The sequence below is a fragment of the Pseudomonas abyssi genome, from assembly GCF_002307495.1.
In the GTDB taxonomy this organism is placed as follows: domain Bacteria; phylum Pseudomonadota; class Gammaproteobacteria; order Pseudomonadales; family Pseudomonadaceae; genus Halopseudomonas; species Halopseudomonas abyssi.
Window position 1 is genome coordinate 16050 of sequence record NZ_NTMR01000016.1, and the last position, 26559, is coordinate 42608.

At 64.4% G+C, this 26559-nt stretch carries 23 protein-coding genes; 12 read left to right on the forward strand and 11 right to left on the reverse strand.

Annotated features, from left to right (window positions below):
- The first annotated feature begins 16 nt into the window (after positions 1-16).
- The 5 genes from CNQ84_RS12550 (at position 17) to CNQ84_RS12570 (ending at position 6760) form a co-directional block, all read left to right on the forward strand.
- On the forward strand, positions 17-619 hold the full coding sequence (locus tag CNQ84_RS12550; RefSeq protein WP_096005203.1) for a TetR/AcrR family transcriptional regulator: 603 nt from the start codon (positions 17-19) through the stop codon (positions 617-619).
- 98 nt (positions 620-717) lie between these two features.
- Positions 718-1848, forward strand: coding sequence for a thiolase family protein (locus tag CNQ84_RS12555; protein WP_096005204.1), 1131 nt, complete (start codon positions 718-720; stop codon positions 1846-1848).
- Positions 1849-1944: 96 nt separating this feature from the next.
- On the forward strand, positions 1945-3063 hold the full coding sequence (locus tag CNQ84_RS12560; RefSeq protein ID WP_096005205.1) for an efflux RND transporter periplasmic adaptor subunit: 1119 nt from the start codon (positions 1945-1947) through the stop codon (positions 3061-3063).
- Position 3064: 1 nt separating this feature from the next.
- Complete coding sequence (locus CNQ84_RS12565) at positions 3065-6163, forward strand: efflux RND transporter permease subunit (RefSeq protein WP_096005206.1); 3099 nt, start codon at positions 3065-3067, stop codon at positions 6161-6163.
- 33 nt (positions 6164-6196) lie between these two features.
- Positions 6197-6760 carry a TetR/AcrR family transcriptional regulator gene (locus CNQ84_RS12570; RefSeq protein WP_096005207.1) on the forward strand — a complete coding sequence of 188 codons (564 nt, stop codon included), beginning with the start codon at positions 6197-6199 and terminating at the stop codon, positions 6758-6760.
- A gap of 433 nt (positions 6761-7193) precedes the next feature.
- Here the strand turns inward: CNQ84_RS12570 and CNQ84_RS12575 are convergent, their stop codons facing one another.
- Positions 7194-7694, reverse strand: a complete 501-nt coding sequence (locus tag CNQ84_RS12575) for an HPP family protein (protein ID WP_096005208.1) — start codon at positions 7692-7694, stop codon at positions 7194-7196.
- Between the two features lie 84 nt (positions 7695-7778).
- Between CNQ84_RS12575 and CNQ84_RS12580 the strand changes: the two genes are divergently transcribed.
- A complete protein-coding gene (locus CNQ84_RS12580) occupies positions 7779-8330 on the forward strand; it encodes a TetR/AcrR family transcriptional regulator (RefSeq protein WP_096005209.1) in 552 nt (183 codons plus the stop codon).
- A 4-nt stretch (positions 8331-8334) separates the two neighbouring features.
- On the opposite strand, the gene CNQ84_RS12585 is transcribed toward CNQ84_RS12580, so the two are convergent.
- The 3 genes from CNQ84_RS12585 to CNQ84_RS12595 all read right to left on the reverse strand — a co-directional run bounded on the left by CNQ84_RS12585 (position 8335) and on the right by CNQ84_RS12595 (position 10187).
- Positions 8335-9129 (reverse strand): SDR family NAD(P)-dependent oxidoreductase, encoded by a 795-nt coding sequence (locus CNQ84_RS12585; RefSeq protein WP_096005210.1) that lies wholly within the window; start codon positions 9127-9129, stop codon positions 8335-8337.
- A gap of 111 nt (positions 9130-9240) precedes the next feature.
- Entirely contained in the window at positions 9241-9840 is a 600-nt protein-coding gene (gene wrbA, locus CNQ84_RS12590) for an NAD(P)H:quinone oxidoreductase (protein ID WP_096005211.1), read from the reverse strand.
- 113 nt (positions 9841-9953) lie between these two features.
- Positions 9954-10187, reverse strand: a complete 234-nt coding sequence (locus CNQ84_RS12595; RefSeq protein ID WP_096005212.1) for a DUF3820 family protein — start codon at positions 10185-10187, stop codon at positions 9954-9956.
- A gap of 124 nt (positions 10188-10311) precedes the next feature.
- Here CNQ84_RS12595 and CNQ84_RS12600 point away from each other — a divergent pair, with 124 nt between their 5' ends.
- Positions 10312-10677 carry a glutaredoxin family protein gene (locus CNQ84_RS12600; RefSeq protein ID WP_096005213.1) on the forward strand — a complete coding sequence of 122 codons (366 nt, stop codon included), beginning with the start codon at positions 10312-10314 and terminating at the stop codon, positions 10675-10677.
- A gap of 281 nt (positions 10678-10958) precedes the next feature.
- Here the strand turns inward: CNQ84_RS12600 and CNQ84_RS12605 are convergent, their stop codons facing one another.
- Positions 10959-11336 carry a carboxymuconolactone decarboxylase family protein gene (locus tag CNQ84_RS12605; RefSeq protein WP_096005214.1) on the reverse strand — a complete coding sequence of 126 codons (378 nt, stop codon included), beginning with the start codon at positions 11334-11336 and terminating at the stop codon, positions 10959-10961.
- A 143-nt stretch (positions 11337-11479) separates the two neighbouring features.
- Between CNQ84_RS12605 and CNQ84_RS12610 the strand changes: the two genes are divergently transcribed.
- Together CNQ84_RS12610 and CNQ84_RS12615 are read left to right on the forward strand one after the other, a co-directional pair.
- A complete protein-coding gene (locus CNQ84_RS12610) occupies positions 11480-12883 on the forward strand; it encodes an MBL fold metallo-hydrolase RNA specificity domain-containing protein (protein ID WP_096005215.1) in 1404 nt (467 codons plus the stop codon).
- 13 nt (positions 12884-12896) lie between these two features.
- Positions 12897-15584, forward strand: coding sequence for a cation-translocating P-type ATPase (locus CNQ84_RS12615; protein ID WP_096005216.1), 2688 nt, complete (start codon positions 12897-12899; stop codon positions 15582-15584).
- Here the strand turns inward: CNQ84_RS12615 and CNQ84_RS12620 are convergent.
- Positions 15570-17924: a phosphoketolase family protein gene (locus CNQ84_RS12620; protein WP_096005217.1), complete on the reverse strand. Its 2355-nt coding sequence runs from the start codon at positions 17922-17924 to the stop codon at positions 15570-15572. The two genes, CNQ84_RS12615 and CNQ84_RS12620, sit on opposite strands and share 15 nt — an antisense overlap.
- Before the next feature lie 165 nt (positions 17925-18089).
- Between CNQ84_RS12620 and CNQ84_RS12625 the strand changes: the two genes are divergently transcribed.
- Complete coding sequence (locus CNQ84_RS12625; RefSeq protein WP_096005218.1) at positions 18090-18674, forward strand: TetR/AcrR family transcriptional regulator; 585 nt, start codon at positions 18090-18092, stop codon at positions 18672-18674.
- 113 nt (positions 18675-18787) lie between these two features.
- Positions 18788-19207, forward strand: coding sequence for a PaaI family thioesterase (locus CNQ84_RS12630; protein WP_096005219.1), 420 nt, complete (start codon positions 18788-18790; stop codon positions 19205-19207).
- Positions 19208-19275: 68 nt separating this feature from the next.
- Here CNQ84_RS12630 and CNQ84_RS12635 read toward each other — a convergent pair whose 3' ends face one another.
- From CNQ84_RS12635 to CNQ84_RS12645, 3 genes are all read right to left on the reverse strand, one after another.
- Positions 19276-19440: a DUF1328 domain-containing protein gene (locus CNQ84_RS12635; RefSeq protein WP_096005220.1), complete on the reverse strand. Its 165-nt coding sequence runs from the start codon at positions 19438-19440 to the stop codon at positions 19276-19278.
- A gap of 95 nt (positions 19441-19535) precedes the next feature.
- Complete coding sequence (locus CNQ84_RS12640) at positions 19536-19967, reverse strand: ferritin-like domain-containing protein (protein ID WP_096005221.1); 432 nt, start codon at positions 19965-19967, stop codon at positions 19536-19538.
- Positions 19968-20053: 86 nt separating this feature from the next.
- Positions 20054-20884 carry a BON domain-containing protein gene (locus CNQ84_RS12645; protein WP_096005222.1) on the reverse strand — a complete coding sequence of 277 codons (831 nt, stop codon included), beginning with the start codon at positions 20882-20884 and terminating at the stop codon, positions 20054-20056.
- 313 nt (positions 20885-21197) lie between these two features.
- Between CNQ84_RS12645 and CNQ84_RS12650 the strand changes: the two genes are divergently transcribed.
- Complete coding sequence (locus CNQ84_RS12650; RefSeq protein WP_096005335.1) at positions 21198-21755, forward strand: DUF4136 domain-containing protein; 558 nt, start codon at positions 21198-21200, stop codon at positions 21753-21755.
- A gap of 240 nt (positions 21756-21995) precedes the next feature.
- Here CNQ84_RS12650 and CNQ84_RS12655 read toward each other — a convergent pair whose 3' ends face one another.
- Together CNQ84_RS12655 and CNQ84_RS12660 are read right to left on the reverse strand one after the other, a co-directional pair.
- Entirely contained in the window at positions 21996-23798 is a 1803-nt protein-coding gene (locus CNQ84_RS12655; protein ID WP_096005223.1) for an acyl-CoA dehydrogenase, read from the reverse strand.
- A 112-nt stretch (positions 23799-23910) separates the two neighbouring features.
- Positions 23911-26535: a LuxR C-terminal-related transcriptional regulator gene (locus tag CNQ84_RS12660; protein WP_096005224.1), complete on the reverse strand. Its 2625-nt coding sequence runs from the start codon at positions 26533-26535 to the stop codon at positions 23911-23913.
- Between the last annotated feature and the right edge of the window lie 24 nt (positions 26536-26559).

Consider the following 26559-nt stretch of genomic DNA (forward strand, 5'->3'; position numbering starts at 1 on the left):
CGCTACTGGAGACACCATGCCCAGACCCGCCCGTCACGACCGCCAGCAGGCGCTGGAGCGCGCCGTTGATCTGTTCTGGGAGCGCGGTTATCACGCCACCTCGATGAAGCACATCGAGCGGGCGCTGGATATGCGCCCCGGCAGCCTGTACGCGACCTTTGGCAGCAAGGAGGGCCTGTTCAGCGAGGTACTCAACCGCTACGCCGAGCAGATGGCCGATGAGCTGAGTCGCTGCCTGCAGGATGGCGAGACGGGTCTGCAGGGCTTTCGTGACTATCTGCTGGCGCTGGCTGGGCCTTGCCAATGGCGCAACGGCGCCCCGCCGCGGGCCTGCATGCTGATCAAGACGCTGCTGGAAGTGAACCCGGAAGACCCGCAGCTGCGTGCCCAGGTGGATCGTATTCTCGGGCTGATGGAGCAGCGCTTTGCCGCTGCTCTGAAACAGGCGCAAGCGGCGGGTGAACTGCGCCCCGAGGTGGATTGCCAGCGGCTGGCGCGGCTGCTGCAAGCGCAGGTGATTGGCTTGCGCTGCTTTACCGAGCGGGCGATAGAGCCTGCGCACTTTGTCGAGCTGGCCGACGACATGGGTGCCCTGCTCGCCATCTATCAGACTCCCTGAGATCTTTTGAATTATGGTTGACATTTAAATGCGCTTTATTAAATTATGGTCGTAATTCAACGGGTCTGACGGACCCTCTGACCGTAAGGAGCACTGCCATGACCTCCATCGTGATCGCCGGTTACCTGCGTTCCCCATTCCAGTTCGCCCGCAAGGGTGGCCTGATCAACCTGCGCCCGGATGATCTGGCCGCTCAGGTGCTGCGCGGCCTGGTCGAACGGCTGGATCTGGACCCTGCCCTGCTGGAAGACGTGATCATGGGGTGCGCCTACCCCGAGGGTGAACAGGGCACCAACGTCGCGCGCATTGCCAGTTTCCGTGCCGGCTTTCCGGAAACCCTGGGCGGTGTGACGGTGAACCGCTTCTGCGGCTCGTCGATGACTGCGATCCACTTTGCCGCCGGGCAACTGATGCTGGGTGCCGGTGAGGCCTATATCGCCGCCGGTGTCGAGTCGATGACCCGGGTGCCGATGGGCGGCTTTACCCCCTCGCCCAACCCGACCCTGCTGCAAACCTTCCCTGAGGTCTACATGGCAATGGGGCACACCGCCGAGGAAGTGGCGCGGCGCTTTGAGGTGAGCCGCGAGGATCAGGACGCGCTGGCGGTGCTGTCGCACAGCAAGGCCGCCAAGGCGCGTGACCAAGGCCTGCTGGCAGATGAAATCGTGCCGGTCACGACACCGGATGGGGTGGTCAGTGAAGACGGTTGTATTCGTCCGGGGACCAATATGGAGGCGTTGGCTGGCCTGAAACCGGCCTTTGGCGGGGTCGTCACGGCAGGCACTTCCTCGCCGCTGACCGACGGCAGCGCCGCTGTGCTGGTCTGCACCGAAGACTTTGCCCGGCGCCACAATCTGCCGATGCTGGCGCGCATCAAGGCGACGGCGGTGGGCGGTTGTGCACCCGAGATCATGGGGATGGGGCCGGTCGAGGCGACGCGTAAAGTGCTTGCCCGCAGCGGGCTGACCATCAATGATGTCGACCTGATGGAAATCAATGAGGCGTTTTCCAGCCAGTCACTGGCTTGTCTGCGTGAACTCGGCATGCCGCTGGAGCGCGTCAACCTGGACGGTGGCGCGCTGGCGCTGGGGCACCCGCTGGGAGCGACGGGGGCGCGCATCACCGGTAAGGCGGCGGCCCTGCTCCAGCGTACGGGCGGTCGTTATGCAGTGGCTACCCAGTGCATCGCCGGTGGTCAGGGGGTGGCCACCTTGCTGGAAGCGATCTGACAGGTAGTTGAAAAGCGGGCACCTCGCCGAGGCTTTTAGGCGCTTGTCTGAATTCAGATAACAACAGGGCCGGTAGTTGGCCCGCAGGGAGTGAGCATGAAGTCTGCAGCCAAATGGGCGGTATTGGTGGGTCTCTTGGGCGTTTTGCTGGGATGCCGCAACGACGCAGAGCCGGTGCCTGAGAGCAACGCCGCGCCGGCGCGTTTGGTGCTGTCGATGGCCGTTCACCCGGTTGCCAGTGACGGCGCCCTGTTTACCGGCGTGGTAGCCGCCCGCACCGAGAGCGAGCTGGGCTTTCGGGTCGCTGGCGAGGTGATCGAGCGGCGGGTTGACCCGGGTGACCGGGTCAAGCGTGACGACGTGCTGCTGGTGCTGGATGTAGACGACTTCGAACTGGCCCTGCGGGCTGCTCGGCAGCGCGTGCGCTCGGCCGACGCCTCGGTACGGCAGCTGCAGAACGATGAAAAGCGCTATCGCCAGCTGGCCGACAACGGTGCGATCTCGCGTCAGGCGCATGATCAACTGGTCACCGAGCTGCGCGTGGCCGAAGCCAACCTGGCCTCCGCCCGCGCCGACGCGGAGCAGGTCGAGAACCGCCGTGGTTACTCGACCCTGACCGCCGATGCCGATGGCGTGATTACCGACGTGCTGGTCGATCAGGGTCAGGTGGTGGCCGCCGGTCAGGTGGTCGCCCGGCTGGCCCACAGCGGTGCACGTGAAGCGGTGATCAATATTCCGGAAACCCAGCGTGCGCTGGCGAGCAGCTCGGCGCAGGCATTCCAGTTCGGGCAGCCCGATACGCCGATTGGCGCGACCCTGCGCGAGTTGTCGGCGGTGGCTGATCCGGTCACCCGGACCTATCGTGCGCGTTATGTGCTGGATACCGTTGCCGAGCCACTGGCGATTGGCTCGACGGTGAGCATCCGCCTGCAGGACAGCGAACGCGCCCCGCAGTTGCGGGTGCCGCTGGGGGCGTTGCTCGATCAGGGCAATGGCAAGGGCACCGGCGTCTGGGTCATCGATGGCGACAGCCGCGTGCGCTTTACCCCGGTTGAGGTCGCGCGCCTGGGCCAGGAGTTTGCGGTGCTCAGCGGGGGGCTTGAGGACGGCCAGCGGGTAGTCGCGCTGGGGGCGCATCTGCTGCATGAAGGCGATGCCGTGAAGCCGCTGCCTGAGGGCAAGCTGGGTGGGTCCGACGCTGCACGGAGCCTGTGACATGAGCCGTTTCAATCTGTCGGCGCTGGCGGTGCATAACCCGGCGGTGACGCTGTTTCTGATTATCGCGGTGTTGTTGTCGGGGGCCTTTGCCTTCAGCAAGCTGGGCCGCGCCGAAGACCCCTCCTTTACCGTCAAGGTGATGACCATCACGGCCGCCTGGCCGGGTGCCACCGCGCGTGAAATGCAGGAGCAGGTGGCCGACCGGCTGGAGAAGCGCCTGCAGGAGCTGGATTACTACGACCGGGTGGAAACCACCGCCCAGCCGGGCTTTGTGTCGATGAAGGTGCAGTTCCTCAACTCCACGCCGCCGGCGCTGGTGCCCGAGCTGTTCTACCAAACCCGCAAAAAGCTCAGTGACGAGGCCGCCCGGCTGCCGAGCGGCGTTGCCGGCCCTTTCTTCAACGATGAATACAATGACGTCTACTTCGCGCTTTACGCGCTGGAGGCCGGGCAGTTACCGCACCGCCAGCTGGTGCAGCTGGCCGAGCGCATGCGTCAGGATTTTCTGCAGCTGCCGGGCGTGAAGAAGGTCAACATCCTTGGTGAGCAGGCGCAGCGCATCTACGTCGAGTTCTCCTATCAGCGGCTGGCCACCCTGGGGCTGACGCCGGAGCAGATCTTTACCGCGCTGGCGCGGCAGAATGCAGTGGCGCCGTCCGGCTCGGTGGAGACTTCCGGACCGCGGGCCTATATCCGCCTGGATGGCGCCTTCGACAGTCTGGAGCAGATCGAGAATGTGCCGGTGGTGGCCAACGGGCGAGTCCTGCGCATCGCTGATGTCGCCGAGGTGCGTCAGGGCTATGAAGACCCGCCGAGCTACCGCATTCGTCATCAGGGCGAGTCGGCGCTGATGCTCGGCGTGATCATGCAGAAGCACTTCAACGGGCTGGACCTCGACAGTGCGCTGCAGGCCCATGAGGCGCAGGTACAGCAGAATTTGCCGCTGGGCATCGAGTTCACCAAGGTCTCTGACCAGGCCAGCAAGATTCGCAACGCGGTTGACGAATTCATGCTCAAGTTCTTCGTCGCGCTCGGCGTGGTGATGCTGGTCAGCCTGCTGGCGCTGGGTTTCCGCGTGGGTCTGGTGGTCGCCGCTGCAGTGCCGCTGACGCTGGCCGTCGTGTTTGTGGTGATGATGATGACCGGCCGCGAGTTTGACCGTATCACCCTGGGCGCGCTGATCCTGTCGCTCGGTCTGCTGGTGGACGACGCCATCATCGCGATCGAGATGATGGTGGTGAAGCTGGAAGAAGGCATGGATCGGCTCGGTGCGGCAACCTACGCCTGGTCGTCCACCGCCGCGCCAATGCTGACCGGCACGCTGGTGACCATCATCGGCTTTCTGCCGGTCGGCTTTGCCCGTTCCGGCGCCGGGGAATACGCCGGCAATATCTTCTGGATTGTCGGCTTCGCGTTGATCGCCTCCTGGGTGGTGGCCGTGGTGTTCACCCCCTATCTCGGGGTGAAGATGCTGCCGAACATTGCCGCCAAGCCGGGTGGGCATGATGCGCTGTACGATGGCCCGGTCTACCAGCGCCTGCGTTCTACCGTGCTGTTCTGCGTACGCCATCGCTGGCTGGTTACCGGCCTGGTGCTGGCAGCGTTTGTGCTCTGCGTGATGGGCATGAAGGTGGTGAACAAGCAGTTCTTCCCCAACTCCGATCGCTCCGAGGTGATCGTCGAGGTCTACATGCCGCCGGGCACCGCGTTCAAGAACACCGAGGCGGTGGTTGGCCGCATCGAGCAGGCGATCATGGCCGAGCCGCAGACCCTGATGGTCGACTCCTACGTGGGGGGCGGCGCGCCGCGCTTCTTCCTCTCGCTCAACCCCGAGCTGCCGGATGCGGCCTTTGCCAAGCTGATTGTGCAGACCACCGATGCGCACACCCGTGATGCGCTGATGGCGCGCCTGCGCGAGCGGGTCAGCGCCGGCGAGTTTCCGGAGGCGCGGGTGCGGGTGACCCAGCTGGTGTTCGGCCCGCCGGTGCCCTTCCCGGTGGTGTTCCGTGTCAGCGGGCCGGAACTGGGCCCGCTGCGAGCGATTGCCGAGCAGGTGCGTGAGCGCGTCGAGGCCAACCCGCTGACCCGCGATACCTTTATCGACTGGGGCGAGAAGGCCAGCAGCTACCGTCTGCAGCTGGACCAGGATCGGCTGCGCTTGCTGGGCTTTACCCCGGCGCAGGTCAAATCGCAGGTCAATGCCCTGCTCTCCGGCAACCCGATTACCGAGGTGCGCGAAGGCACGCGCACCGTGTCGGTGGTGGTGCGCGCGGTGGATGCCCAGCGGCAGAACCTCGGCAGTATCGAGGATCTGACCATCACCAACGATGCCGGTCAGGCGATTCCGTTACGGCAGGTCGGCAGCTTCCAGCCGGTCATGGAAGACCCGATTCTGCGCCGCCGCGACCGTGAGCTGACCTTTGAGGTGCGTGCCGACATCGTGGCCGGAACCCAGCCGCCGGACGCCGCCATGGCCGCCTATGGTGATCTGGGCGATCTGGTCGACAGTCTGCCGGCGGGCTATCACATCTCCATCGGTGGCCCGGTAGAGGAAAGCGCGATTGCCAACCAGGCGCTGGCGGTGCTGTTCCCGATCATGATTCTGCTGATGCTGGTGGTCATCATGTTCCAGGTGCGCTCGTTTGGTTTGATGTTCATGGTCTTTGCCACCGCTCCGCTGGGGCTGATTGGCGCGGTGCCGGCGCTGCTGGTGTTCAACCAGCCGTTCGGTTTCAATGCGATTCTGGCGCTGATCGGCATTGGCGGCATTCTGATGCGCAATACGCTGATCTTCACCGATCAGATCCAGCAGAACCAGCGTGCCGGCATGGCGATTCGCGAGGCGATCATCGAGGCCACCGTGCGCCGCGCACGGCCGGTGGTGCTGACCGCGCTGGCGGCGGCGCTGGCGTTTATTCCGCTGACCTTCTCGGTGTTCTGGTCATCGCTCGCCTTTGTGCTGATCGGCGGGGTAACCATGGGTACCCTGCTGACGCTGCTGTTCCTGCCGGCGCTCTGTGCGCTGGTGCTGGAGCGCCGGGCGCGTTCGTCGGCTGACGATGAATCGACTGGAGCGACTGCCGGGCATTCGGTGTAAGATGATGAGCGGCATTCAATAACCGGAGGCGTCATGCGCTATTCAGAAGACCACAAGGCCAGAACCCATCAGCTGATTCTCGACGAGGCGGCGCGCCGGTTCCGTCGGGACGGCGTCGGTGCGACGGGTCTGCAGCCGTTGATGAAGGCCCTGGGCCTGACCCACGGGGGCTTCTACGCGCATTTCAAGTCCAAGGACGAGCTGGTGGAAAAGGCGCTGCGCCATGCGGTGGATGGCCTGAAGGCCTCGCTGGCCATGCACACCGGCCCGGATGTGCCGCTCAGCGCGCTGTTCGACACCTACCTGTCCGCCGGCCACCGCGCCAACCCCGAGCAGGGCTGCCCGCTGCCGACCATCTCTGCCGAACTGGGCCAGCGCGGCCAGCAGAGCGAGATCACCGACGAGGTGGTGCAAGACCGGCTGGACAATATCGCCAGCAAGCTGGAAGGCGACGACAGCCGCGCGCAGGCCGTGCTGGTGCTCTCGGCGATGGTCGGCGCGCTGCTGCTGTCGCGCAGCGTGAAGGATGAAGCCTTGTCTGCCGAGCTGCTGCAGAGCACTCGTGAGCAATTGAAGGCGCTGACTGAGTCGGCCTGATTCGTTGGTTTCAAACAAAGAAGCCCCGCTAGCAATAGCGGGGCTTCTTTGTTTGAAACCGAATGCTCGGATGGTGAAGTGTGCACCGGGTTTCGTCCCGTTTACGCGGGCGAGTAGCGCAGGGCTGACGGGAAAAAGAGTCATAGGATGTCTGAGGCTCGAAGAGCCGAGTTTTATGACTCCCCGTCAGGCCGAGCAACGCAGCGAACCCGAAGGGCCGCGTAGTCGGGTGCCCCGGGGGATTGCTAAGGGGGGCTGGGCAAGCAGCCCCCCTTGGCTCGCCGTAAAAGGCGAAAGGCAGATCCCGCCACCGCTCAGGCTGGAAACCTGTTCGCGGAAGTTAGTCCCGACCTCTTCCACGCTGGCCGTTTGCGCAACGACGGAGACGCATAGGTCTTTGCTGGGCTGTCATAAAAAGGCTTGCCGCCCTACCTCACAACCAATACTTCGGATAACTCCGCGGGCTACGCAGATTATTGACCGCCCAGGCAGTCAGCACGATCACCAGCGACCCCACCAGTACCGGCGATACCAGATAGCTCAGCGGAGCGTGCGCGATGATCACCACCAGCGGATCGGCGCCGGCGGGTGCGTGCAGGGTACGGGTTAGCTGCATGGCGGCCAGCGCCAGGGCAACCCCGACCGCACAGGCCAGCCAGCCGTCACCCAGTAGTGCCGCCACGGCCAGACCGACCGCGGTGGCGACCAGGTGGCCGCCGATCACTGCGCGCGGCTGTGCCAGCGGCGAGTCCGGTACGCCGAAGGCCAGTACACAGCTGGCACCGAAGGGCGCCATCAGCCAGGGGATGCCCGATACCACGCTCAAACCGCCGGTAATAGCGATGGCGATGAACGCACCGAGCGACGATAGCGCGATAAAGGTCAGCGGGGGCGCGGGCGGTGCGCCCGAGTGCAGCAAGAGACGGATCGACATGGCGAGGTCCTGCATGGGTGAAAGTGAGCTGATTTCGGGCTAGTATACCGATCAGTATCTTATGGTCAACCGATCGGTATACTTATGAGCACGCCGCAACAGATCGTTGCCTCCGCGCTGGGGCTGTTTTATCGCAATGGATTTCACGCATCAGGGGTAGACCTGCTCAGCCGGGAGGCTGGCGTTACCAAGAAGACGCTCTACCGCCACTATCCGAGCAAGGACGCGCTGATTGAGGCTGCGCTGGATTTGCGCCATGCGCAGTTCATGGCCAGGCTGCGGACGTTTGTCGAGCAGGCGGCTGTTGCCCATCGCCCGCTGGCCTACATCGACTTTATCGCTGACTGGGTTCAGGAGGATGACTTCTGCGGCTGCGCCTTTATCAACGCGTCGGCCGAGTTTGCCCAGATGGACGCTGTGCCCCATCAACAGGCGGCCAGTCACAAGCAGGACATTCAAGCTTATCTGCTGGCGCTATGCACGGCGGCTGGCGCCAGTCAGCCGTCGCCGCTGGCGACGCAACTGTTTCTGATAGGTGAAGGGTTGATTGTCGGCAGCCAGGTGCAGCAGGCGCACAAGGCGACGCTGGTGGAGGGGGCCCGGGCCGCCGCGCAGGTTATCTGGGCGACGGCCTGACTGCTCAGTGATAGCGCGCGGCCGGTTGGTTGCGCGACAGGTTGGGCGCCAGTTGCATGCGCGCCTGGGTCACGGCGTGCCAGTCATCACCGTCGGGCAACGAGGGAATGGTCACCAGCTCGCCCTGGTCGAAGCCGTGCAGAGCGGCGTCGACCAGATCCTCTACCTCCATCACCATGCTCGGCGGGATCTGCGCCAGGGAGCTGCCGGAGCGCTCGAATATCTCGGTACGGGTGATGCCAGGTAGGACCACCTGCACCGGGACACCGCGGCTGCTCAGTTCGGCATGCAAGGTTTGGCTCAGGCTCAGGACGTAGGCCTTGCTGGCGGCATAGATGGCGTTGAAGCGCTCGGGCAGCAGCGCGACCACCGAGCCGATGTTGATGATCGCGCCGCGTCCGGCCAGGCTGAAACGCACGGCCGCAGCACTGGAGAGCATGGTCAGGGCCAGCAGATTGAGTTGCAGCAGGCTGTGGGTGCTGTCGATATCCGCCTCGGCCAGGCTGCCATTCAGGGCGACACCGGCGCAGTTGACCAGCAGGCTGATCTGCTGGTCATTGCGCAGGCGATTGGCGACCCGCTCGATCTCGCCGTGTTGCTCGAGGTCTGCGGCGAGAATGTCGATCTGTATATCGTGGCGGGCGGTCAGCTCATCAGCCAGCAATCTGAGTCGGGCTTCATTGCGGGCGACCAGCAGCAGGTTGTAGCCGCGCGCCGCCAGGCGGCGGGCATAGGTGGCGCCAATGCCGCTGGAGGCGCCAGTGATCAGAGCGGTCTGAACAGTCGGGAAGGCATTCATGGTCGAGCTCCAAGTTTAAATTACGGTTGTCATCTTAATTAGATTATGACCGTAATTCAATGTCCCTGGAGCAGCGTTCTGCCGTATCTGACGGGCCGCTATGGCGTACCCTCAGCCGGCTAGTTTCTGGGCCAGTCCCGCCACATACTTGCCCTGGTAGCGGGCGATGGCGCGCTCGCGGGCATCTGGCTGACGCGAGCCATCACCGCCGGCGATGGTCGATGCGCCGTACGGGGTACCGCCCTTGCCGTGTTCGATATCGGCCAGTTCCTTGGTGCCGTAGCCGATCGGCACGATGACCATGCCGTGGTGCGCCAGGGTGGTCCAGGTGGAGGTGATGGTCATCTCCTGGCCGCCGCCGGTGCCGGTGGAGGTAAACACGCTGGCGATCTTGCCGTGCAGCGCGCCCTTGGCCCACAGGCCGCCCGTCTGATCGAAGAAGGTGCGCATCTGGCTGGACATGTTGCCGAAGCGGGTCGGCGTGCCCACGACGATGGCGTCGTAGTCGGCCAGCTCGCCCGGGCTGGCGACCTCTGCGGCTTGATCAACCTTGCCGCCGGCGGCCTTGAAGGCCTCATCGGGCATGGTTTCGGGGACGCGCTTGATGGTGACCTCAACCCCCTGAACCTGCCGCGCGCCTTCGGCGACGACCTGCGCAAGGGTTTCGATATGTCCGTACATAGAGTGATACAGCACCAGCATCTTGGCCATCGGAATACTCCTACAGTGGTGGAACAGGCTGTGCCGCGCCTGCGTCAGAGCAGGCGCGCATGTCTCACAGCATAGAGCACCTGAGGCAAGGCAAGTTCAGACGACCTGCGGCATCAATCCTGGTAGGGCACTTGGGGACGGGTACGCAGCGGATCCAGCAAGGGTTTGAGGCCGTTGTGGTCGATCTCCTGCATCAGTTGCAGCAGGCGGCCTACTTCACCCTTGGGGAAGCCCTCGCGGGCGAACCAGTTGAGGTAGTGACCGGGCAAGTCGGCGAACAGGCGGCCCTTGTACTTGCCGTAGGGCATTTCGCGGGTAACCAGCAGGAGAAGGTCTTCGGGGTTCATGGTGGCTCGAGATCAGGAGGGCCTGCGCAGAGTATGCCTGCGCTGCTTGGTCGGGTCATGTTGGGTTGGCGCAGCGGACAGGGTATGCTGCGTGGCCCCATTTTTCATCACAGAGAATCCTGCCATGATCGTCAAGGCTCTGCGGGTCGTTGTTGGCCAGCTCGTTGTTTTTATCAGCTTTCTTACTCGCCCAAGCCCGATGCAGCGTGAGCCCGCCGCGCAGGCGGCGGTCAATGACGCGGCCTCTTCGCTGGCGCTGTACCAGTTTCACGGTTGCCCGTTCTGCGTGAAGGTGCGTCGCACCCTGCGTCGCCTGAACCTGCCTGTTGAATTGCGCGATGCCTCCGGCAATACCGAGCACCGCCAGACCCTGCTGGCTGAAGGCGGCAAGATCAAGGTGCCCTGTTTGCGCATCGAGGAAGACGGCCAGACCCGCTGGTTGTACGAGTCCGACGCGATCAACGCCTACCTTGAATCCCGTTTTGCCTGAGCAGGGCGCGGCCCCAGGGTCTGTTGACGTTTCGTTCGTCCGCCTGTTGCTGCCTGTAAGGTCGCCAATCAAGAAGCGAGGAGCGCAGTTTGGTCATTCCAAATAAGTGACGAGCGACGCCGAGTGGCGGCCTTACAGGCGCAACCCGCAGGGCCGGGGCCATTTTTCAGCCGTGCTACGTTGTCGGTCGTTTATGTAGGTCAACTACACTGCGCTTCCTCCGCCTTGCCTGGCCGAAAAAACGACCTCCGGCAGGCGGGCGAACGAAACGTCAACAGACCCTAGCCCTTTTGATCGCTGTCGATGACTTCCTGCGCTGAACGGAAGGCGTCGATGGCCGCCGGCACGCCGGCGTACACCGCGCAGTGCAGCAGCGCTTCGCGGATTTCCTCTACGGTACAGCCGTTGTTCAGCGCGCCGCGCACATGGCCCTTCAGCTCCTGCGGGCATTTCAGCGCCGTCAGGGCGGCCAGGGTGATCAGGCTGCGCGTCTTGCGGTCCAGCCCTTCGCGGTTCCATACCCCGCCCCAGGCGTGCTCATTGACGAACTCCTGCAGTGGCTGACTGAACTCGGTGGCGTTGTTCAGCGCGCGGTCAACAAAGGCATCGCCCATGACTTCGCGGCGCACCTGCAGGCCTTCCAGTTTGGTATTGCTCATAGTCTCCTCCTGTCGCAGTCGCGGCAGTGTATCAGCCAGCCGGCGCTAACGCTGATGCTGATATGGGTCAGCGCAGCCGGCGGCAGGCCCCGGCAAACTGTGCCAGAGTGGAATAGCCACGATGACACGACGGAGGTTGCGGCATGGCTAGTATTCGGTTTCTGGGGGCGGCGCAGGAAGTCACGGGCTCCTGTCACCTGGTGAGCTCGGCGGCGGTCGGCAAGGTACTGCTGGACTGCGGGATGCATCAGGGCGGCGATGCGGTGGACCGGCTGCGCGATGAACGGTTTGGATTCAAGCCGGCGGAGATCGATGCGGTGATCCTCTCGCATGCCCATATCGACCACTCCGGGCTGCTGCCGAAACTGGTCAGCGAAGGGTTTCGCGGGCCGATCTACTGCACGCGCGCCACTGCCGATCTGCTGCAAGTGATGCTCAATGATGCGGCCGGCCTCTACGAACGTGACCTGGAGCGCGAGAATCTGCGCCGCTCTCGCCGTGGTGCGCCGGAACTGCAGCCGGCCTATACGCGTGCGGATGTCGAGCGGGTGTTCAAGCAATGCTCGCCGCAGCGTTACCGTCAGCCGTTTGCGATTGGTGAGGCGGGCAGCGTGACTTTCCACAATGCCGGCCACATTCTGGGCTCGGCGATAGTCGAGCTGACGCTGCAGGAACAGGGCCGGGAAAAGCGCCTGGTGTTTTCCGGCGATCTGGGCAAAAAGGACAGCGTGCTGCTGTTTGACCCAGATGTCCTGACCCGTGCTGATGTGGTGATGATGGAAGGCACCTACGGTGACCGTGACCATCGTACCCTGGGCAATACGCTGGAGCAGTTCGAGCAGGTTCTCAGTGAAGCCTGGGAGCGCGGCGGCAACGTGATGATTCCCGCCTTTGCGGTGGGCCGCACGCAGGAGCTGCTGTTCTATCTCGGCCAGTTGCACCAGCAAGGCAAGCTGGATAACTGGGAGATTTTTCTCGACAGTCCGATGGCGATTGAGGTGACACGGCTCTACGACCGCTGGTTAAGCCAGCTCGACTGCGAAGGTGCCAAGGGCCTGTGCAGCGGCGATCAGACACTGTTGCGTGACTTTCTGCCGCGCCTGCGGCTGACCGCCAGCACCGACGAGTCGATGATGATCAACAAGATCAAGCGTGGCGCGCTGATCATTGCCGGTAGCGGCATGTGTACCGGCGGGCGCATCCGTCACCACTTCAAGCAGCGCATCTGGGATGAGCGCAACACCCTGATCTTTGTCGGCTATCAGGCGCGCAACACGCTGGGCCGCATCCTCATTGACGGGGTCAAGCGCATCAAGTTGTTCCGCGAGGAGTACCTGGTGCGGGCGCAGATCGAGACGCTGGGCGGCTTCTCCGCCCACGCCGGCCAGACCGGACTGGTGGACTGGGTCAGTCATTTTGAGACCAGCCCGAAGGTGGTGCTGGTGCACGGCGAAGCCGATGCCCTGGATGCGCTGGCCAAGCGGCTGTGGGATGAGCATCAGATCGACGCCATGATCCCGACCCCCGGCCAATCTATGGCGTTCTGAAAGGAGACAGGTCGTGCCTGAGCAGGGATCGCCGGTTGGTTGGCATACGCTGGAGGGGCATCACGCGCTGGAGCAGCTGGGCGGCAGCGAACAGGGCCTGACTGGGGCCGAGGCTGCCAGGCGGCTGCAGCAGTGCGGACCCAACGCCCTGCCCCCGGCGCCGCCGGAGCCGGCGTGGCGGCGGTTTGCCCGTCAGTTTCAGAACACGCTGATCTACGTATTGATCGCCAGTGGCGTGATCAGTCTGCTGATGGGGCACCGGGTCGATGCCGGGGTGATCTTTGGCGTGGTGTTGATCAACGCGCTGGTCGGCTTCGTTCAGGAAGGCAAGGCATCGGCTGCCCTGCAGACCATTCTCGGCATGACCCGCACCCGCTCGCTGGTCTGGCGCGACGGCCAGTTGCGCACGGTCGACAGCAGCGAGCTGGTACCGGGTGATGTGGTCAGCCTGCAGGCGGGCGACAAGGTGCCGGCAGACCTGCGCTTGCTGCAGCTCAAGGATCTGGCCTGCGACGAGTCGATGCTGACCGGTGAATCGGTAGCGGTTCGCAAGCACCTTGAGGCCGACGCGGCAGACGTGCCGCTGGCTGAGCAATGCGGTATGGCGTTCATGGGGACACTGGTGACCGCCGGGGTCGCGCGCGGGCTGGTTTGCCGCACCGCCGCGCAGACCGAGATCGGCCGCATCAGCGAATTGACTCGGCAGGTCAGCCTGACCGATACCCCGCTGCAGGTTCAGCTCACCCGCTTTGCCCGTCAACTGAGCATCCTGACGGTGGTCATCGCGCTGCTGACCCTGTTGATCGGTAACCTGTTGCGCGGGTTGGCGCTGGACGACATGGTTCAGGCCGCCATCGGTATCGCCGTGGCGACCATTCCCGAAGGGCTGCCAGCGATTGTCACCATTGCGCTGGCCATCGGCGTGCAGCGCATGGCGCGGCAGCAGGCGCTGGTCCGCCGGTTGCCCAGTGTGGAAGTGCTGGGCTCGGTTGACGTCATCTGTTCTGACAAGACCGGGACCCTGACCGCCAATGCCATGACGGCGCGCCAATGTGTGACGGCGCTTCAGCTGCACCGGATCGGCGGTGATGGCTACAGCCCGCAGGGCGCCATAGAGCCTGCTGCCGACGGGGCACTGCTGGCTGCCGCGCGCGTGGCACTGCTCTGCAACGATGCCAGTGTGTCGCAGGAAGACGGCCAATGGCGGCTGCACGGCGACCCGACCGAGGGTGCCCTGCTGGTATTGGCGCGCAAGGCGCTGACGAATGCGAGTGAACTGCTGGAGCACTGGCCACGGGTGGAGGAGCTGCCGTTCGAGAGCGAGCGCCGCTATATGGCCACGCTGCATCGTTCGGACACCGACGGTGTCGCGCTGCTGGCGGTCAAGGGCGCGCCGGATCGACTGATCGGCTGCTGCGATAGCCAGTTCGGGAGCAATGGCCCGGAGCCGCTGGAGCTGTCGCGCTGGCAGGCTGAATTGCAGCGTCTTGGCGCCGATGGCATGCGCGTCATGGCGCTGGCCGAGCGTCGTTTGCCGGTGGATAGTCATGCGGACCACGCCCTGGTCGAACAGGGTTTGTGTCTGCTGGCGCTGGTCGGCATCAGTGATCCGCCCCGGCCGGAAGCCATCGCCAGTATTGCCCGCTGCCACCAGGCGGGTATTCGGGTGAAGATGATCACCGGCGATAACCCGGTAACCGCTGCGGCGATTGGCGCCGAGCTGGGGTTGAACGTGCAGCGGGTGATGACCGGAGCCGAGCTGGATCAGCTTGATCGGAACGGGCTGGACGAGGCCGCGTCTGCCGTCGATATCTTTGCCCGCACCAGCCCGGCCAACAAGCTGCAGCTGGTCGAGGCGCTGCAGCGTCAGGGCCGGGTGGTGGCGATGACCGGCGACGGGGTCAACGACGCACCGGCGCTGCGTCAGGCCAATATCGGCATCGCCATGGGCGGCAAGGGCACCGATGCGGCGCGCGAAGCGGGTGACATGGTGCTGACCGACGACAACTTTGCCACCATCGCCCATGCGGTCGCCGAAGGCCGTACGGTGTATGACAACGTGGTCAAATCGATCCTCTATATCTTGCCGACCAGCCTGGCCGAAGCGACGGTGATCATCCTGGCGATTCTGCTTGGCTGGACGCTGCCGATCACCCCGGCGCAGATCCTCTGGATCAACATGGTAACCACCGTCACGCTGGCGCTGGCGCTGGCCTTTGAACCGCCTGAGCCCGGCGTGATGGCGCGCCCGCCAAGGCCAGCTGGACAAAGTCTGATCGGGGCAGCGCTGGCGGGCCGGGCAGCGCTGGTGTCGGTCTGGGCGGCGTTGCTGGTGTTCTGGCAGTTCGGCGACTACCTGAGCCACGGCGCGTCAGTCGAGCTGGCGCGGGCGGTCGCGGTCAACACGCTGGTGATGATCGAGGCGGTGTATCTGATCAACTGTCGCTTTCTCGATGCCTCGGTTCTGTCCCCCGCCATTGTCCGCCGTGCCGGGCCGATGCTGGGGGCCATTGTTGGCGTAGTGCTGCTGCAGCTGCTCTACAGCTATCTGCCCTGGTCGCAGCAGCTGTTCGGGCTGGAGTCGCTGTCGGCCGCAGACTGGCTGCGGCTGACAGCGGTGGCGCTGTCGATCTTTGTGGTGGTCGAACTGGAGAAGGCGTTGCGCCGCTGGCAGGCGGCGCGCCACTCAGCGCGCCAGTAAGCGCGGATCGCCCTCGCCTCTGAGCACCGCCTGTTCGGCCTTGCCGAGTAGGTCGTCCAGCGGCCGGTTGAGCAGCGCAGCCGCCTCGGCAACCAGATGCGCCCAGCTCTGCCGGTTGGCGAACTGCATGCCGAAGGTGTCCAGCGTGCCGCCGCGGTTGCGATAGCCGAGAAAGCGGCTGGTCTGCGGCCCGGTATCGAGGCGACGCAACACGCCAGTCATCACCTCGGCGTGACCGTGGCAGACAAACAGGCGACAGCGTGCGGCGGGGATGCGCCGGACGAGGTCGCTGTCGCTGTGCACCACCGCCTGTTCCAGCGTGTCGCGTGCTTCGCGCAGTCGACCCGGTTCGATCAGCACCACTTCGCTGCAGGGCACGCCGTGGTAGCGCAGGTGCCGGGCCGCGCGGCGTACCGCCTGCAGCTGGTAGGCGCCGATGGCCAGCAGCTGCAGCTCGGCGCCCGGATCGGCGCTGAGGACGGCAAAACCGTTGTTGGCAGCGGCCTGCGCCTCAGGCACGGAGAGGCAGCTCTCAACCGGGTTTTTCGGTGCGACGATCAGTGCCACCTGACCGTGGCTGGCGTAGACCTTGCGCATCACCGCGACCGCGCTGTGGCTGTCGACCGGAAAGTAGACCGGGGCACTGTCGCTCATCTCCTGCAGCCAGGCGTCGCACAGGGTCGGGTCCTGGTGGGACTGCTCGTTCTTACCGTTCTCCCAGGTGTGGGAGGTGGCAATGATCGGCACGCTTAGCCAGTTGGTCGGGCGGCCCAGCTCACGGGCGTGGCGACTGAAAATCAGCTCCTGACGCATGGCGCCGAGCATTTTCACGGCAAAGGCTTCGTAGCTGACGGCCAGGTTGATGCCCTGGCGGTTGGCCAGTGCGGCGGAAACCACCGCTTCTTCGTTGAGTGCGGTAATCACGCTGCCCTGCAACCCCTCGGCGATACCGTCCTCGGCGGCGGTAACGCGGTGCAGCAGGTGGTCCAGAGTCTGGTTCATGCGGTTGCTGCGCATCTCGTCCGGGTTGCCAACGCGCACCCGCAGCTCGGGGTTGGCGCGAGTCAGGGCGCAGAACCACTGGTCGATGGCGGCCATCGGTGCATCGGGCTGCTCGATACTGATCGGCGGCAGCACCGGCGTGGCGACCTGAATCTGCGCCAGTGGGTGATCCTTCTCCTGCGGGCGCTGCTGCCCTGCGTGATTGCTTAACGCGGCAACTGCGGCGCGCAGCTCTGCCTCGCTGACATGCAGCGCGGCGATGCCCTGATTGAAGCGTTCGCGGGCGGCTGCGTCAGTGGCGGGGTTGTCGACCAGCGGCAGGTTGTGGGCGGCATTGGTGCCAGCCCCCGGAAAGCCGAAGCCCTTGACCGTTTCGGCAATGGCATAGGGCAGACGCACCGGGTACTCGGCATCGCCGTTAACGATAGCCTGGTGGGCGTCGCGCAGGGCGCGGCCCATGCTGATGATTGCCCAGGCAAAGGCAGCCGGGTCGCGGCCATCGATGTCGATGGGGTCAAAACCGTTCAGCGCCAGATGCTCGCGCAGCCAGTCAACGCCGCCGACCTGGGCCATGGTTGAGCGCTGGTCGATGCGCCGGCCGTTGGCGATCATGATCGGCATGACCAGCCCGCTGTCTTCGCCGCGCCACCAGCGCGGCGCCCAGTCGCTGCCACGCTGCTCCTCGAAGGCGCCGTCGCTGAGGAAGGTCACCAGCTCTTGCCCTGGCAGCGGCATGTGCACGTATTGCAGCCCGGCAAAGCCGAGATAGCCGCCCTCGCTGATGCCGCCACCGGTGTGCGGGTTGACGTGACTGCCCAGGGGCACCGCCGGACGGCCCTCGGCATCGATGGCATAGCTGTAAAAGTCCTGACAGAGCTGACTGAGCCCGGCGTCGCTGAATGGGTAGCGTTCGGCCTGCGCCGCTTCGGTGTTGCCCAGCAGCACGTTGACCGCATCAATCGCTGCCACGCAGTGCCCCTGCCCCATCAGCCAGCTGCGGGTGTTGCCGGTCAGGGCGTTGGCGAGCAGGTAGCCGACGTAGGCCGGCACCATGTTCAACGCGCCGCCGGTGTGGCCTTCGGGCTGGGGTTTGAAATCGCTCTGCGCGAGCGGGCGGCCGTCCAGGTAGACCTGACGTGCGTAGGTCATGTGCGCCACCTGGCGCATCGCGGCGTTGCACACTCTGTCCGCCGCCTGCAGCAGGGTCAGCGCCTGTTCGCGGGAGCAGGTGCCGTCTGCGGCCAGGGCATCAAGCAGCGTATCGATGCGCTCGCGGGTCAGAAAGTCGTGCTGGATGACGCCGAAGCCCTGGCTCCAGTTGTGCAATGTGTCGGTCATGATGGTCTCCTTGCCCTGTCTGTTTGCCACCCTAGCAGAGATTGGCGTGACCACCTTGCGCTGGGTCAGGGTTACGGTGGCGACGATGTGCCGGTGTGGCGGGGCTGGCGCCTGCTCTGCGTAGTACACTGCCGCCTGACCTATTATCGCCTCAGGGATTCAGCCATGCCGGCCGCCGCCAAACACCGGGAACATCTGATACAGACCGCCGCCAAGCTGTTTCGTCAGCGTGGTTATGCTGCCACCGGTCTTAACGACATCCTGCGCGAGAGCGGCGCACCCAAGGGCTCGCTCTACCATTACTTTCCTGGTGGCAAGGAGGAGCTGGGTGTGGCGGCGGTGCGCTGGGCTGGCGAGCGTGGCCGCAACACCCTGGCACAGATGGCGGCTGAGGCGACAGACACGCCGACGCTGCTGAGGGCCTATGCCGCGCAGCTGGCCGGCTGGATGTCGGCTTCCGATTATCGTGACGGCTGTCCCATTGCGACCTGCCTGCTGGAAACGGCGCCTGCGTCCTCGGCTATGACGGTCGCCGGTCGTACCGTTTTTGCTGACTGGTGCGCGGTGCTGCAGCAGGCGCTGCAACGCGATGGTCTGGATGAGGACGCCGCGCGGCGTCTGGCGCAACTGGCCGTCGCCAGTCTGGAGGGCGCTTTGCTGCTGGCGCGGGTGGCCGGCAGCGACCAGCCGATTGTCGAGACAGCCGAAGAGGTTGCGGCGCTGGTGCGTCTGCGTATGGCAGCGGTGTAACCTCGCGCCACTTTGCTGCTGCCATTCAGCGTCGCTATATCCGTTTGTGTGACAGGGCGAATACGCTGAAATTATATAGACTGGTCTACATCATCCAGAGGAGGAGTGTTGCCATGTCCAGTTCAGCTATCCCCGATGGTTTTACCCGTCACACCCGGCGCAGCGGTTTGACTGACCCCTGGGAGCCGCTGTACGCCATGCAGCGCGCTGACGGGCTGAGCCTTGGACTACGCGCCGCCGAGGCGCATGCCAACAGCCGTGGATTTGTGCACGGCGGCCTGATCTCGGCGTTGGCCGACAATGCCATGGGGCTGAGCTGCGCGCGGCAGCTGACGGAGATCAGCGGGCTGGTAACGGTGAATCTATCGCTGGATTTTCTCGGTACCGCACGGTGCGAGCAGTGGCTGGAGGTGCGGGCGACGGTGCGCAAGACGGGCCGCAGCCTGTGCTTTGCCGAGGCGCTGGTGCTGGCAGACGGAGAGGTGTGTGCACGGGCCAGTGGCGTGTTCAAGGTGATGCTCGCGGCAACCTGATCAAAGACTGAGGGCAGATACGACAGCACCCGCCAGAAGGCGGGTGCGGGGTCATTCATCGCAGGTCGCTATAACTTGGGTCGGCGTCCCAGGATGAAGGAAACAATGAACAGCACCAGGAAGACCAGGAACAGGATTTTGGCGATCCCTGTCGCGGTGCCAGCAATACCACCGAAGCCCAGTACCGCAGCGATGATGGCGATAATCAGGAAAGTAATAGCCCAACTAAGCATGGTGTTTCTCCTTTTCGACAAGCTTGCGGCGTGATCGCTCCGGCCTGATCTGACGGGTCACCGCCAGCGCAAAGGCGGGCGGCGACCGGTAATGGTTACTGTGCCTTTTTCAGATCGCGCATGCGGTCGTGGCAGGCGCGTACCTTGGGCAGCAGCGGTGCCACATCGGCGCGCAGGTCGGGCTCGTGGGCGTCCATGGCGTCTTCAAAAGCGTGCAGGATGCGGTCTTCCGCTTCTTCCAGCTGCGCGATGTAGGTGGCACCTTCGTCGCTGGACAGCTTGGCGCGGGTATCGGCATACACTTCACGCAGTTTGCCGGTCAGGGTGCCGCCGGTGGCCGGGGTGTCGGCGTTGGCAGCGACCTTGCCCTGCAGGGCGGCGATGACTTCAGTCTTGGCCTGGGCCATGTCAGTGAACAGCGCCTTGAGTTGCGGCTCTTTGACTTCGTCACGGGCATGCTCGTAAAAGCGCTTGCCGTCGCGGGTGACTTCAATCAGGTCATTCAGTTCTTCAGTCTTGTTGCTCATGATCCGTATCCTTCTGTTGGGTGCGTAAAACACGGTTCTGCTTCAAGCTTCAGGGTGAGGGCCGGCCCGTCGGGCCGGCCACCGGATTAGCTGGCAGTGCGCAGGTTCTCTGCGGTCACTTCCTTCACGCCTTTGATGTTTTCGGCGGTCTGGATAGCCAGATCTTTCTCTTCGCTGGACATTACGGTGCCGCTCAGGGCGACAACGCCGTTCTTGGTGTCAACCGAGATATCCAGGCCACTCAGGTTGCTGCTCAGCAGATAGCTGGATTTGATCTTGCTGGTGATCCAGGCATCGCTGATGGCCTCGCCGGCGTCATCGGCTGCGTTCTGTGCCTTGGCGGCAGCGGTCGCATCGGCGTTGACGCGGATTTCGTTATCGACGCGGTGCACGCCGTCGGTGTCTTTGGCCAGCATGCCGGCCAGGTCCTTGGCTTCGTCGCTCTGGGCGGTACCGCTCAGGGTGACCACACCGTTGTTGGTGGTGACATCGATGTCCAGACCTTCAGTGTTGCTGTTCCACAGCAGCTTGGATTTGATGGTCGCTGTGGTGGTGGCGTTGCTGAAGCTGGTAGACAGCGGCGGGTTGCCCTCAGTGCGCTCCTTGCGCTCGGCGTCCGGGTTGACCTGCAGCTGGTTGTCAACGCGCTGGATGCCGTCGATGTCCTTGGCAACCTGTTCTGCCAGGTCGCGGTCGACGTCACTTTCCACATCACCGGTCAGGGTGGCGACACCGTTTTCGACGTCGACATCAATGGTGAAGGGGTTGAGGTGACGGTTCAGGGTGATGGCGGTCCAGATAGAGCCTTCCTGGCGGGCTTCGGTCAGGTCACCGTCATCAGCGTGTGCGGCCATTGACGTCATGCTCAGTACGCTGGCGGTGGCGGTAGCAATGGCAAGTGTTTTCAGCTTGTTCATGGGTGTTTCTCCTGTTCTCGCTTTGTCCGTATCCGGCCTATCGGTGACCGTTGCATGGAATATTGCAGAGGCCGTGCCAGCTTTTTGGTTTTTATAAAACCCTTTAAAATCAATTGTTTGTGTTTAACTGCTGGCCCGTTGACCTGTGCGCATTGCACGACGGAGAAAATTTGGCCGTGCAATTTGCACGCTTTTTCCGTGTCAATAATCGGCAAGCGCGACCAAAGGGCCTGATACGGTCATGGTCGGGCAGCAGTCAGCCTGGCGTCGCGCTACACTGGGGGCCGGTACCATCACCATCGGAGTACTTCTCATGCGTCTTCATCATGTGTTTCTGTTGCCCTGTGTTCTCGTCCTGGCGGCTTGTCAGACCACCATCAAGCCGGACTACGACACCAGCTATGACTTCTCTACCAGCCAGACCTGGCAATGGGCTGAACCCCAGGTCACCTTTACGCCCGCCGAAGATCCGCGCCTGAGCAGCGACCTGACCGCTGAACGCATTAAGCAGGCGGTGGCGGAGGGGCTGGACGCCCGCGGCCTGCGCCCGGTGCGGGAAGGTCAGACGGCAGATTTGTCGGTCAAGACCTATGTTGTGGTGGAAAACCGTGAAGAGAACGTGAGCACCAGCTTTGGCGGCTACTGGGGCTGGGGTGGTGGTTTCTGGGGTGGTCCGTCGATTCAGACCTATCCCTCGGACTACAAGGAGATCACCTTGCAGATCGACCTGCTGGACCCGGCCAGCGGTCGTCTGGTTTGGCGTGGCAGCGAAAGCGAGCGCCTGAGCTCCTCGCCGCAGACCCCGGCCAAGCGTGACGAGCAGGCCCGGCGCATGACGGGGCGAGTGCTGGAAGCCTTTCCGCCTTATTGAATGAGGCTTAAAGCCCATCCAGGATGACGCAACCCCGCTTTACGTAAAGGCAGGTTGCTGGCCCCTTGGCTTGCCGTAAAAGGCGAAAGACCGAGTTCGCGAAAGCACCAGGTGGTAGCTGGCCCAGCTGGTGTACCGCTGGTTAATTCATGAAGAATAAAAAACGCGGATGGCATGCGTGGTGCCATCCGCGTTTTCTCTTCTGTCAGGCCGGCACCAGCGTGCCGGCCACGCCTGAAGTCAGAACCAGGCGTCCTGCATGTCGTAGGTCAGGCGGTTGCCGCTGCGCAGCAGTTGCGCCTGGCTGGCCAGACCGGCCAGTTCCCAGTCCATGAAGTAACGCGCGGCGTGCAGCTTGCCCTGGTAGAAGTCGGCTTCGCTGTCGGCGGCGCCGGCCTCCAGTGCGCGTTCGGCCACCAGTGCCTGCCGCAGCCAGATCCAGCCGACGACTACGCGGCCGAACAGGTCCAGATAGGCGGTGGCGTTGGCCAGGCCCAGGTCTACATCCGCAGCGACCTGTGCCTGCAGTTCCGGGCTGAGCTGCTCGAGAATGCCCAGCGCGTCGTTCAATGCGGCAGCCAGACCGGCGCACTTTTTGGTGCTGGCGGCCTCATTGATGCTGGCGCGCGCGGCGTCGAGGAACAGGCGATAGCCCTTGCCACCACGCTGACCCAGCTTGCGGCCCAGCAGATCGAGGCCGTGGATGCCTTCGGTGCCCTCGTGGATCGGGTTCAGGCGGTTGTCGCGGTAGTACTGCTCCAGCGGGTACTCACGGATATAGCCGGAGCCGCCGAGAATCTGAATGCCCAGATCGGAGGCAATCACGCCGTACTTGGACGGATACGACTTGACCATCGGAATCAGCAGGTCGAGCAGCTCGGCAGCCTCGGCACGCTCGGCCTCGGTCGGCGCGGTGTGCGAGTCCTCGAACAGGCTGCTGGCGTACAGGCACAGACTCAGACTGCCTTCGGCGTAGACCTTCTGTTGCAGCAGCATACGGCGGACGTCAGCGTGCTGGACGATGCGCACCTGCGGTGCCAGCGGGTCTTTGCTGCCGGGCAGACGGCCCTGCGGGCGCTCACGGGCGTAGTCCAGGGCATGGATGTAGCTCTGATAGGCCAGTACGGAGGCGCCAAGGGCAACGCCGATACGGGCTTCGTTCATCATCTGGAACATGTACGACAGGCCCTTGTGGGCCTCGCCGACCAGATAGCCGACCGCACCGCCCTTCTCACCGAAGCTCAGTACGGTAGAGGTGGTGTTGCGGTAACCCATCTTGTGCAGCAGACCGGCCAGTGCGACGTCGTTGCGCGCACCCAGGCTGCCGTCTTCGTTGACCAGCACCTTGGGTACCAGGAACAGGGAAATGCCCTTGACCCCGGCGGGTGCGCCTTCGATGCGGGCCAGCACCATGTGCACGATGTTGTCGGTCAGTTCGTGGTCACCGCCGGAGATAAACATCTTCTGGCCGAACACGCGGTAGCTGCCGTCGTCTGCAGGGCGCGCGGTGGTGCGGATGTCGCCCAGCGCCGAACCTTGACCCGGCTCGGTCAGCGCCATGGTGCCGCTGTAACGGCCGTCCAGCATCGGCGGCAGGAAACGCTCGCGCAGCTCATCGCTGGCGAAGCTCTTGACCAGGTTGGCCGAGCCGATGGTCAGGAAGGAATAGCCGGAAGTGGAGATGTTGGCGGCGCTGAAGTACGCCACGCAGGTGCGCAGGATGACTTCCGGCAGCTGCAGGCCACCGTCTTCGGCATCGTGGTGCGCGGCGTGGAAACCGGCCTCGGCCAGGGCATTCCAGGCGGCCTTGGTTTCCGGGATCAGAGTGACCTTTTCACCGTCGAAGGTCGGCTCGTTGGCGTCCCCTTTCTGGTTGTGCGGGGCAAGGTACTCGGCGGCGATACCACGGGCGGTTTCCAGCGTGGCGTCGAAGACGGCGCGGTCGTGCTCGGCGTAGCGCGGTCGCTCTAGCAGCGCCTCGGTGTCGAGCATTTCGTAGAGCTGGAAGTTCAGCTCGCGTTCGTTGAGCAGCTTGTCAGTCATGGTGACCTCGTGGGCGGGGTGAAACACGTTGTGCTTTTTAGCAAAGTGCCTGACCTGGCGCGTCCAACCAAGGGTGGATTTTCAGGGTGGAGATGGGTGGAGAAAAATGTCGCTAAGGCAGAATTTTGAGGCTGCGGGCGATCTGGATGGCCTGCTGACGCTCGTTGGCGCCCAGCTTGCGGAACAGGTTGTTGATGTGGGTCTTGATGGTGCTGGTGCTGACCGACAGGGCGTCGGCCAGTTGCTGGTTGTTCTGGCCCCGGGCGATGCGCTGTAGCACCTGCTGTTCGCGGCGGGTCAGCGGCTCGACCAGCAGGTGTTGCGTCTGGCTGTCGGCCAGCAGCTGCTGCAGCGGGTGCAGCAACGGGTTCTCGGCGGGTAGCGGGGCAAGGCCCTGCTGTTGACGAAAGCGAGCGGATAGCAGCGGCCTGAGCGCATCACTCAGGCTGCGGCCTTCGTGCTGCAGCAATTGCGCAAAACCCTGTTGCAGGCTGAGCTGCAGGGCGGATTCAAGCTGGTTGATCAGGCTGTCGCGGTGACCGGTGTCGCGGGCCAGTCGGGCGCTCAACAGGTGCGCTTGCAGCGTCAGCCAGCGGTTGTCCTGTTGTCGGGCCTGGTTAAGCAGGTCGTCGGCGCGCTGGCGGGCCTCGTCGTGCCGACCCTGATGCTGCAGCACCCAGGCGTAGGCCAGTAACTCCTCGCGGTGAGCGTTGCTCTCACCCTGCTGCTGGCACCAGCGCCACTCTTTCAGCCACTGCTGGATGGCGGCTTCGTCCTGTTGCCGCGCGGCGAGGCGTACCCGCCAGGCTGCAGCCAGGCGATAGAGGCCGCAGAGGCGAAACTGTCGGCTCAGGCGCAGGGCTTCGTCCCATAGGCGTGCGGCCGCAGCGCTCTGGTCCCAGGCGTCGTGCAGGCAGGCCTGATAATGCAGTACCCAGGGCAAGGCAGCGCTATGGCTGACCTCCAGTGCGGTCGCTTCGGCCTGGGCCAGTTGCTGTCGCGCCGCCTCAAAGGCGCCCTGCTGCTGCAGAACCTGGGCCTGGCCAATGTTGAGGAACAGCTCGTAAAAGGTGTTCGAGCGGCTATCGGGGTGCTCGGTGAGGGCGCCCAGGCGCTGGGCCGCACCGGCACTGTTGCCCTGGCTGAGGTCAATCTGGGCCAGCAGTAGCTGCAGGTTGTGGGTATAGCCGCGAAAGGCAAACTGGCTGAGCTGGCTTAGGGCGTCCTCGGCCACGCGGCGCGCGGCATGCAGTTCGCCCAGGGCGTGCAGACAGCTGGCGCGGTTGTACAGCAACACCGCGCTGGCGGCGGTTTGCTGCGGCCAGCGGCGCAGGCTGTCGCCGGTCAGGCGCAGACCATGCTGGTAGTTGCCGGCCAGCACCGCCAGCCGGCTGCGCACAAAGGCCATGCTCTGGAACACCCGTTCGGGCCGGGGGATCGGCGGCGGCAGCTCACGCACCAGGCGCTGCAGGCGAGCCAGACACAGGCGAGCGCGCTCGATGTCATTGGTGGCGATGACGGTGCTGGCCTCGGTGATGGCCAGGGTCAGATGGTCGGTATCCCGGTTGGGCAGATCCATCAGAAAGTCGACGATGGAGTCCACCTTGCCCTCGCGCAGCAGATCAAAACTGTGCTGCTCTACCTCGGCGAGCAGACGGTTGTAGTCGCCGCCGCGCCCCAGTTGATAGACCGCCTCGCCGTAGCAGCCGTGCTGCAGCAGCCAGTCTGCGCCGCGCAGGTGCAGTTGCCGCAGACGTGCCGGGGCGCGCTGTTGCAGTCGCTGCTGGCAGGCGTTGCGCAGGGCCGGGTGGTAGCGCAGGGGCAGCAGCGGGTCGGGGTTGTCCTCGATAAACAGGCCGTCGCGGCGCAGCTGGGCCAGGGTGCGCTCGCTCTGTGCGTCGCCGCTCAGGTGCGCGGCCAGTGCCGGGCTGAAGGCGCTGACCACCGAGGTTTGCTCAAGAAAATGGCGCAGGCGCGGGGCCAGGCTGTCGAGCACCGACTCGTTCAGGTAGCGCGCGGTGTCTTCGTCGGCATTGGTCTGTCGGGCGCGGGCGGACAGCGCCAGCAGCACGCCGCTGATCCAGCCTTCGCTGCTGGTACGCAGCTGGTAGAGGCTGTCGTTGTCCAGGGCGATATGCCGGGCGCTCGCCAGCGCGGCAATCTGCTGGCTGTCCAGTGCCAGCTCGGCGGTGTCGAGTGCAAGCAGTTGCTGATCACGGTGCAGGTGGGTGATGGCCAGCTGGGGTTCGCCCTGGCTGGCAGCGACAATCTGCAGCCGGGGTGTCGCCACGGCCAGCAGGCGGTTGATCAGTTGGCGCGCAGGGTTGCTGCGCAGCAGGTGCAGGTCGTCGATAAACAGCACCAGTGGCGCCTGGCGTGCTTCCAGCTGGTTGAATAGTGTCGTTTCCAGGTGCGCCGGATTGTCGGGTTGTGGCACCGCCAGTAGTGCGGCCAATTGACTGTGCAGCTGAGCCGGCTGGTTGTCGGCGCTGCTGCAGCGCAGCCAGAGCCAGTCCTGCCTGAGCTGCAGCGCGCAGGCGTGCATCAGGGTGGTCTTGCCGTAGCCCGGTGGGCTGCGTAGCAGCGCCAGGCGTCGTCCCCGGGCCAGGTGCTGCATGAGCTGGTCGAGCAGCGCGGTACGCGGGAGTGGTTCCGCAGGCAGCGGCGCCGGGCGCAGGCGGGCATGGTCGGGTGGCGGTGCGGCCCGGTACTCGCTGTGCTGCCTGTGCTGACTCATGTGCGCGCCTGCGGTGGTAAACGT

Excerpts from the sequence above, each read along its gene's own strand:
- CNQ84_RS12625 (WP_096005218.1), top strand. The coding sequence starts at position 18,090 with ATGCCGGCCGCCGCCAAACACCGGGAACATCTGATACAGACCGCCGCC.
- CNQ84_RS12630 (WP_096005219.1), top strand. The coding sequence starts at position 18,788 with ATGTCCAGTTCAGCTATCCCCGATGGTTTTACCCGTCACACCCGGCGC.
- CNQ84_RS12605 (WP_096005214.1), bottom strand. The coding sequence starts at position 11,336 with ATGAGCAATACCAAACTGGAAGGCCTGCAGGTGCGCCGCGAAGTCATG.
- CNQ84_RS12560 (WP_096005205.1), top strand. The coding sequence starts at position 1,945 with ATGAAGTCTGCAGCCAAATGGGCGGTATTGGTGGGTCTCTTGGGCGTT.
- CNQ84_RS12600 (WP_096005213.1), top strand. The coding sequence starts at position 10,312 with ATGATCGTCAAGGCTCTGCGGGTCGTTGTTGGCCAGCTCGTTGTTTTT.
- CNQ84_RS12610 (WP_096005215.1), top strand. The coding sequence starts at position 11,480 with ATGGCTAGTATTCGGTTTCTGGGGGCGGCGCAGGAAGTCACGGGCTCC.
- CNQ84_RS12660 (WP_096005224.1), bottom strand. The coding sequence starts at position 26,535 with ATGAGTCAGCACAGGCAGCACAGCGAGTACCGGGCCGCACCGCCACCC.
- CNQ84_RS12555 (WP_096005204.1), top strand. The coding sequence starts at position 718 with ATGACCTCCATCGTGATCGCCGGTTACCTGCGTTCCCCATTCCAGTTC.
- CNQ84_RS12585 (WP_096005210.1), bottom strand. The coding sequence starts at position 9,129 with ATGAATGCCTTCCCGACTGTTCAGACCGCTCTGATCACTGGCGCCTCC.
- CNQ84_RS12645 (WP_096005222.1), bottom strand. The coding sequence starts at position 20,884 with ATGAACAAGCTGAAAACACTTGCCATTGCTACCGCCACCGCCAGCGTA.
- CNQ84_RS12640 (WP_096005221.1), bottom strand. The coding sequence starts at position 19,967 with ATGAGCAACAAGACTGAAGAACTGAATGACCTGATTGAAGTCACCCGC.
- CNQ84_RS12575 (WP_096005208.1), bottom strand. The coding sequence starts at position 7,694 with ATGTCGATCCGTCTCTTGCTGCACTCGGGCGCACCGCCCGCGCCCCCG.
- wrbA (WP_096005211.1), bottom strand. The coding sequence starts at position 9,840 with ATGGCCAAGATGCTGGTGCTGTATCACTCTATGTACGGACATATCGAA.
- CNQ84_RS12635 (WP_096005220.1), bottom strand. The coding sequence starts at position 19,440 with ATGCTTAGTTGGGCTATTACTTTCCTGATTATCGCCATCATCGCTGCG.
- CNQ84_RS12595 (WP_096005212.1), bottom strand. The coding sequence starts at position 10,187 with ATGAACCCCGAAGACCTTCTCCTGCTGGTTACCCGCGAAATGCCCTAC.
- CNQ84_RS12550 (WP_096005203.1), top strand. The coding sequence starts at position 17 with ATGCCCAGACCCGCCCGTCACGACCGCCAGCAGGCGCTGGAGCGCGCC.
- CNQ84_RS12655 (WP_096005223.1), bottom strand. The coding sequence starts at position 23,798 with ATGACTGACAAGCTGCTCAACGAACGCGAGCTGAACTTCCAGCTCTAC.
- CNQ84_RS12650 (WP_096005335.1), top strand. The coding sequence starts at position 21,198 with ATGCGTCTTCATCATGTGTTTCTGTTGCCCTGTGTTCTCGTCCTGGCG.
- CNQ84_RS12580 (WP_096005209.1), top strand. The coding sequence starts at position 7,779 with ATGAGCACGCCGCAACAGATCGTTGCCTCCGCGCTGGGGCTGTTTTAT.
- CNQ84_RS12620 (WP_096005217.1), bottom strand. The coding sequence starts at position 17,924 with ATGACCGACACATTGCACAACTGGAGCCAGGGCTTCGGCGTCATCCAG.
- CNQ84_RS12570 (WP_096005207.1), top strand. The coding sequence starts at position 6,197 with ATGCGCTATTCAGAAGACCACAAGGCCAGAACCCATCAGCTGATTCTC.
- CNQ84_RS12565 (WP_096005206.1), top strand. The coding sequence starts at position 3,065 with ATGAGCCGTTTCAATCTGTCGGCGCTGGCGGTGCATAACCCGGCGGTG.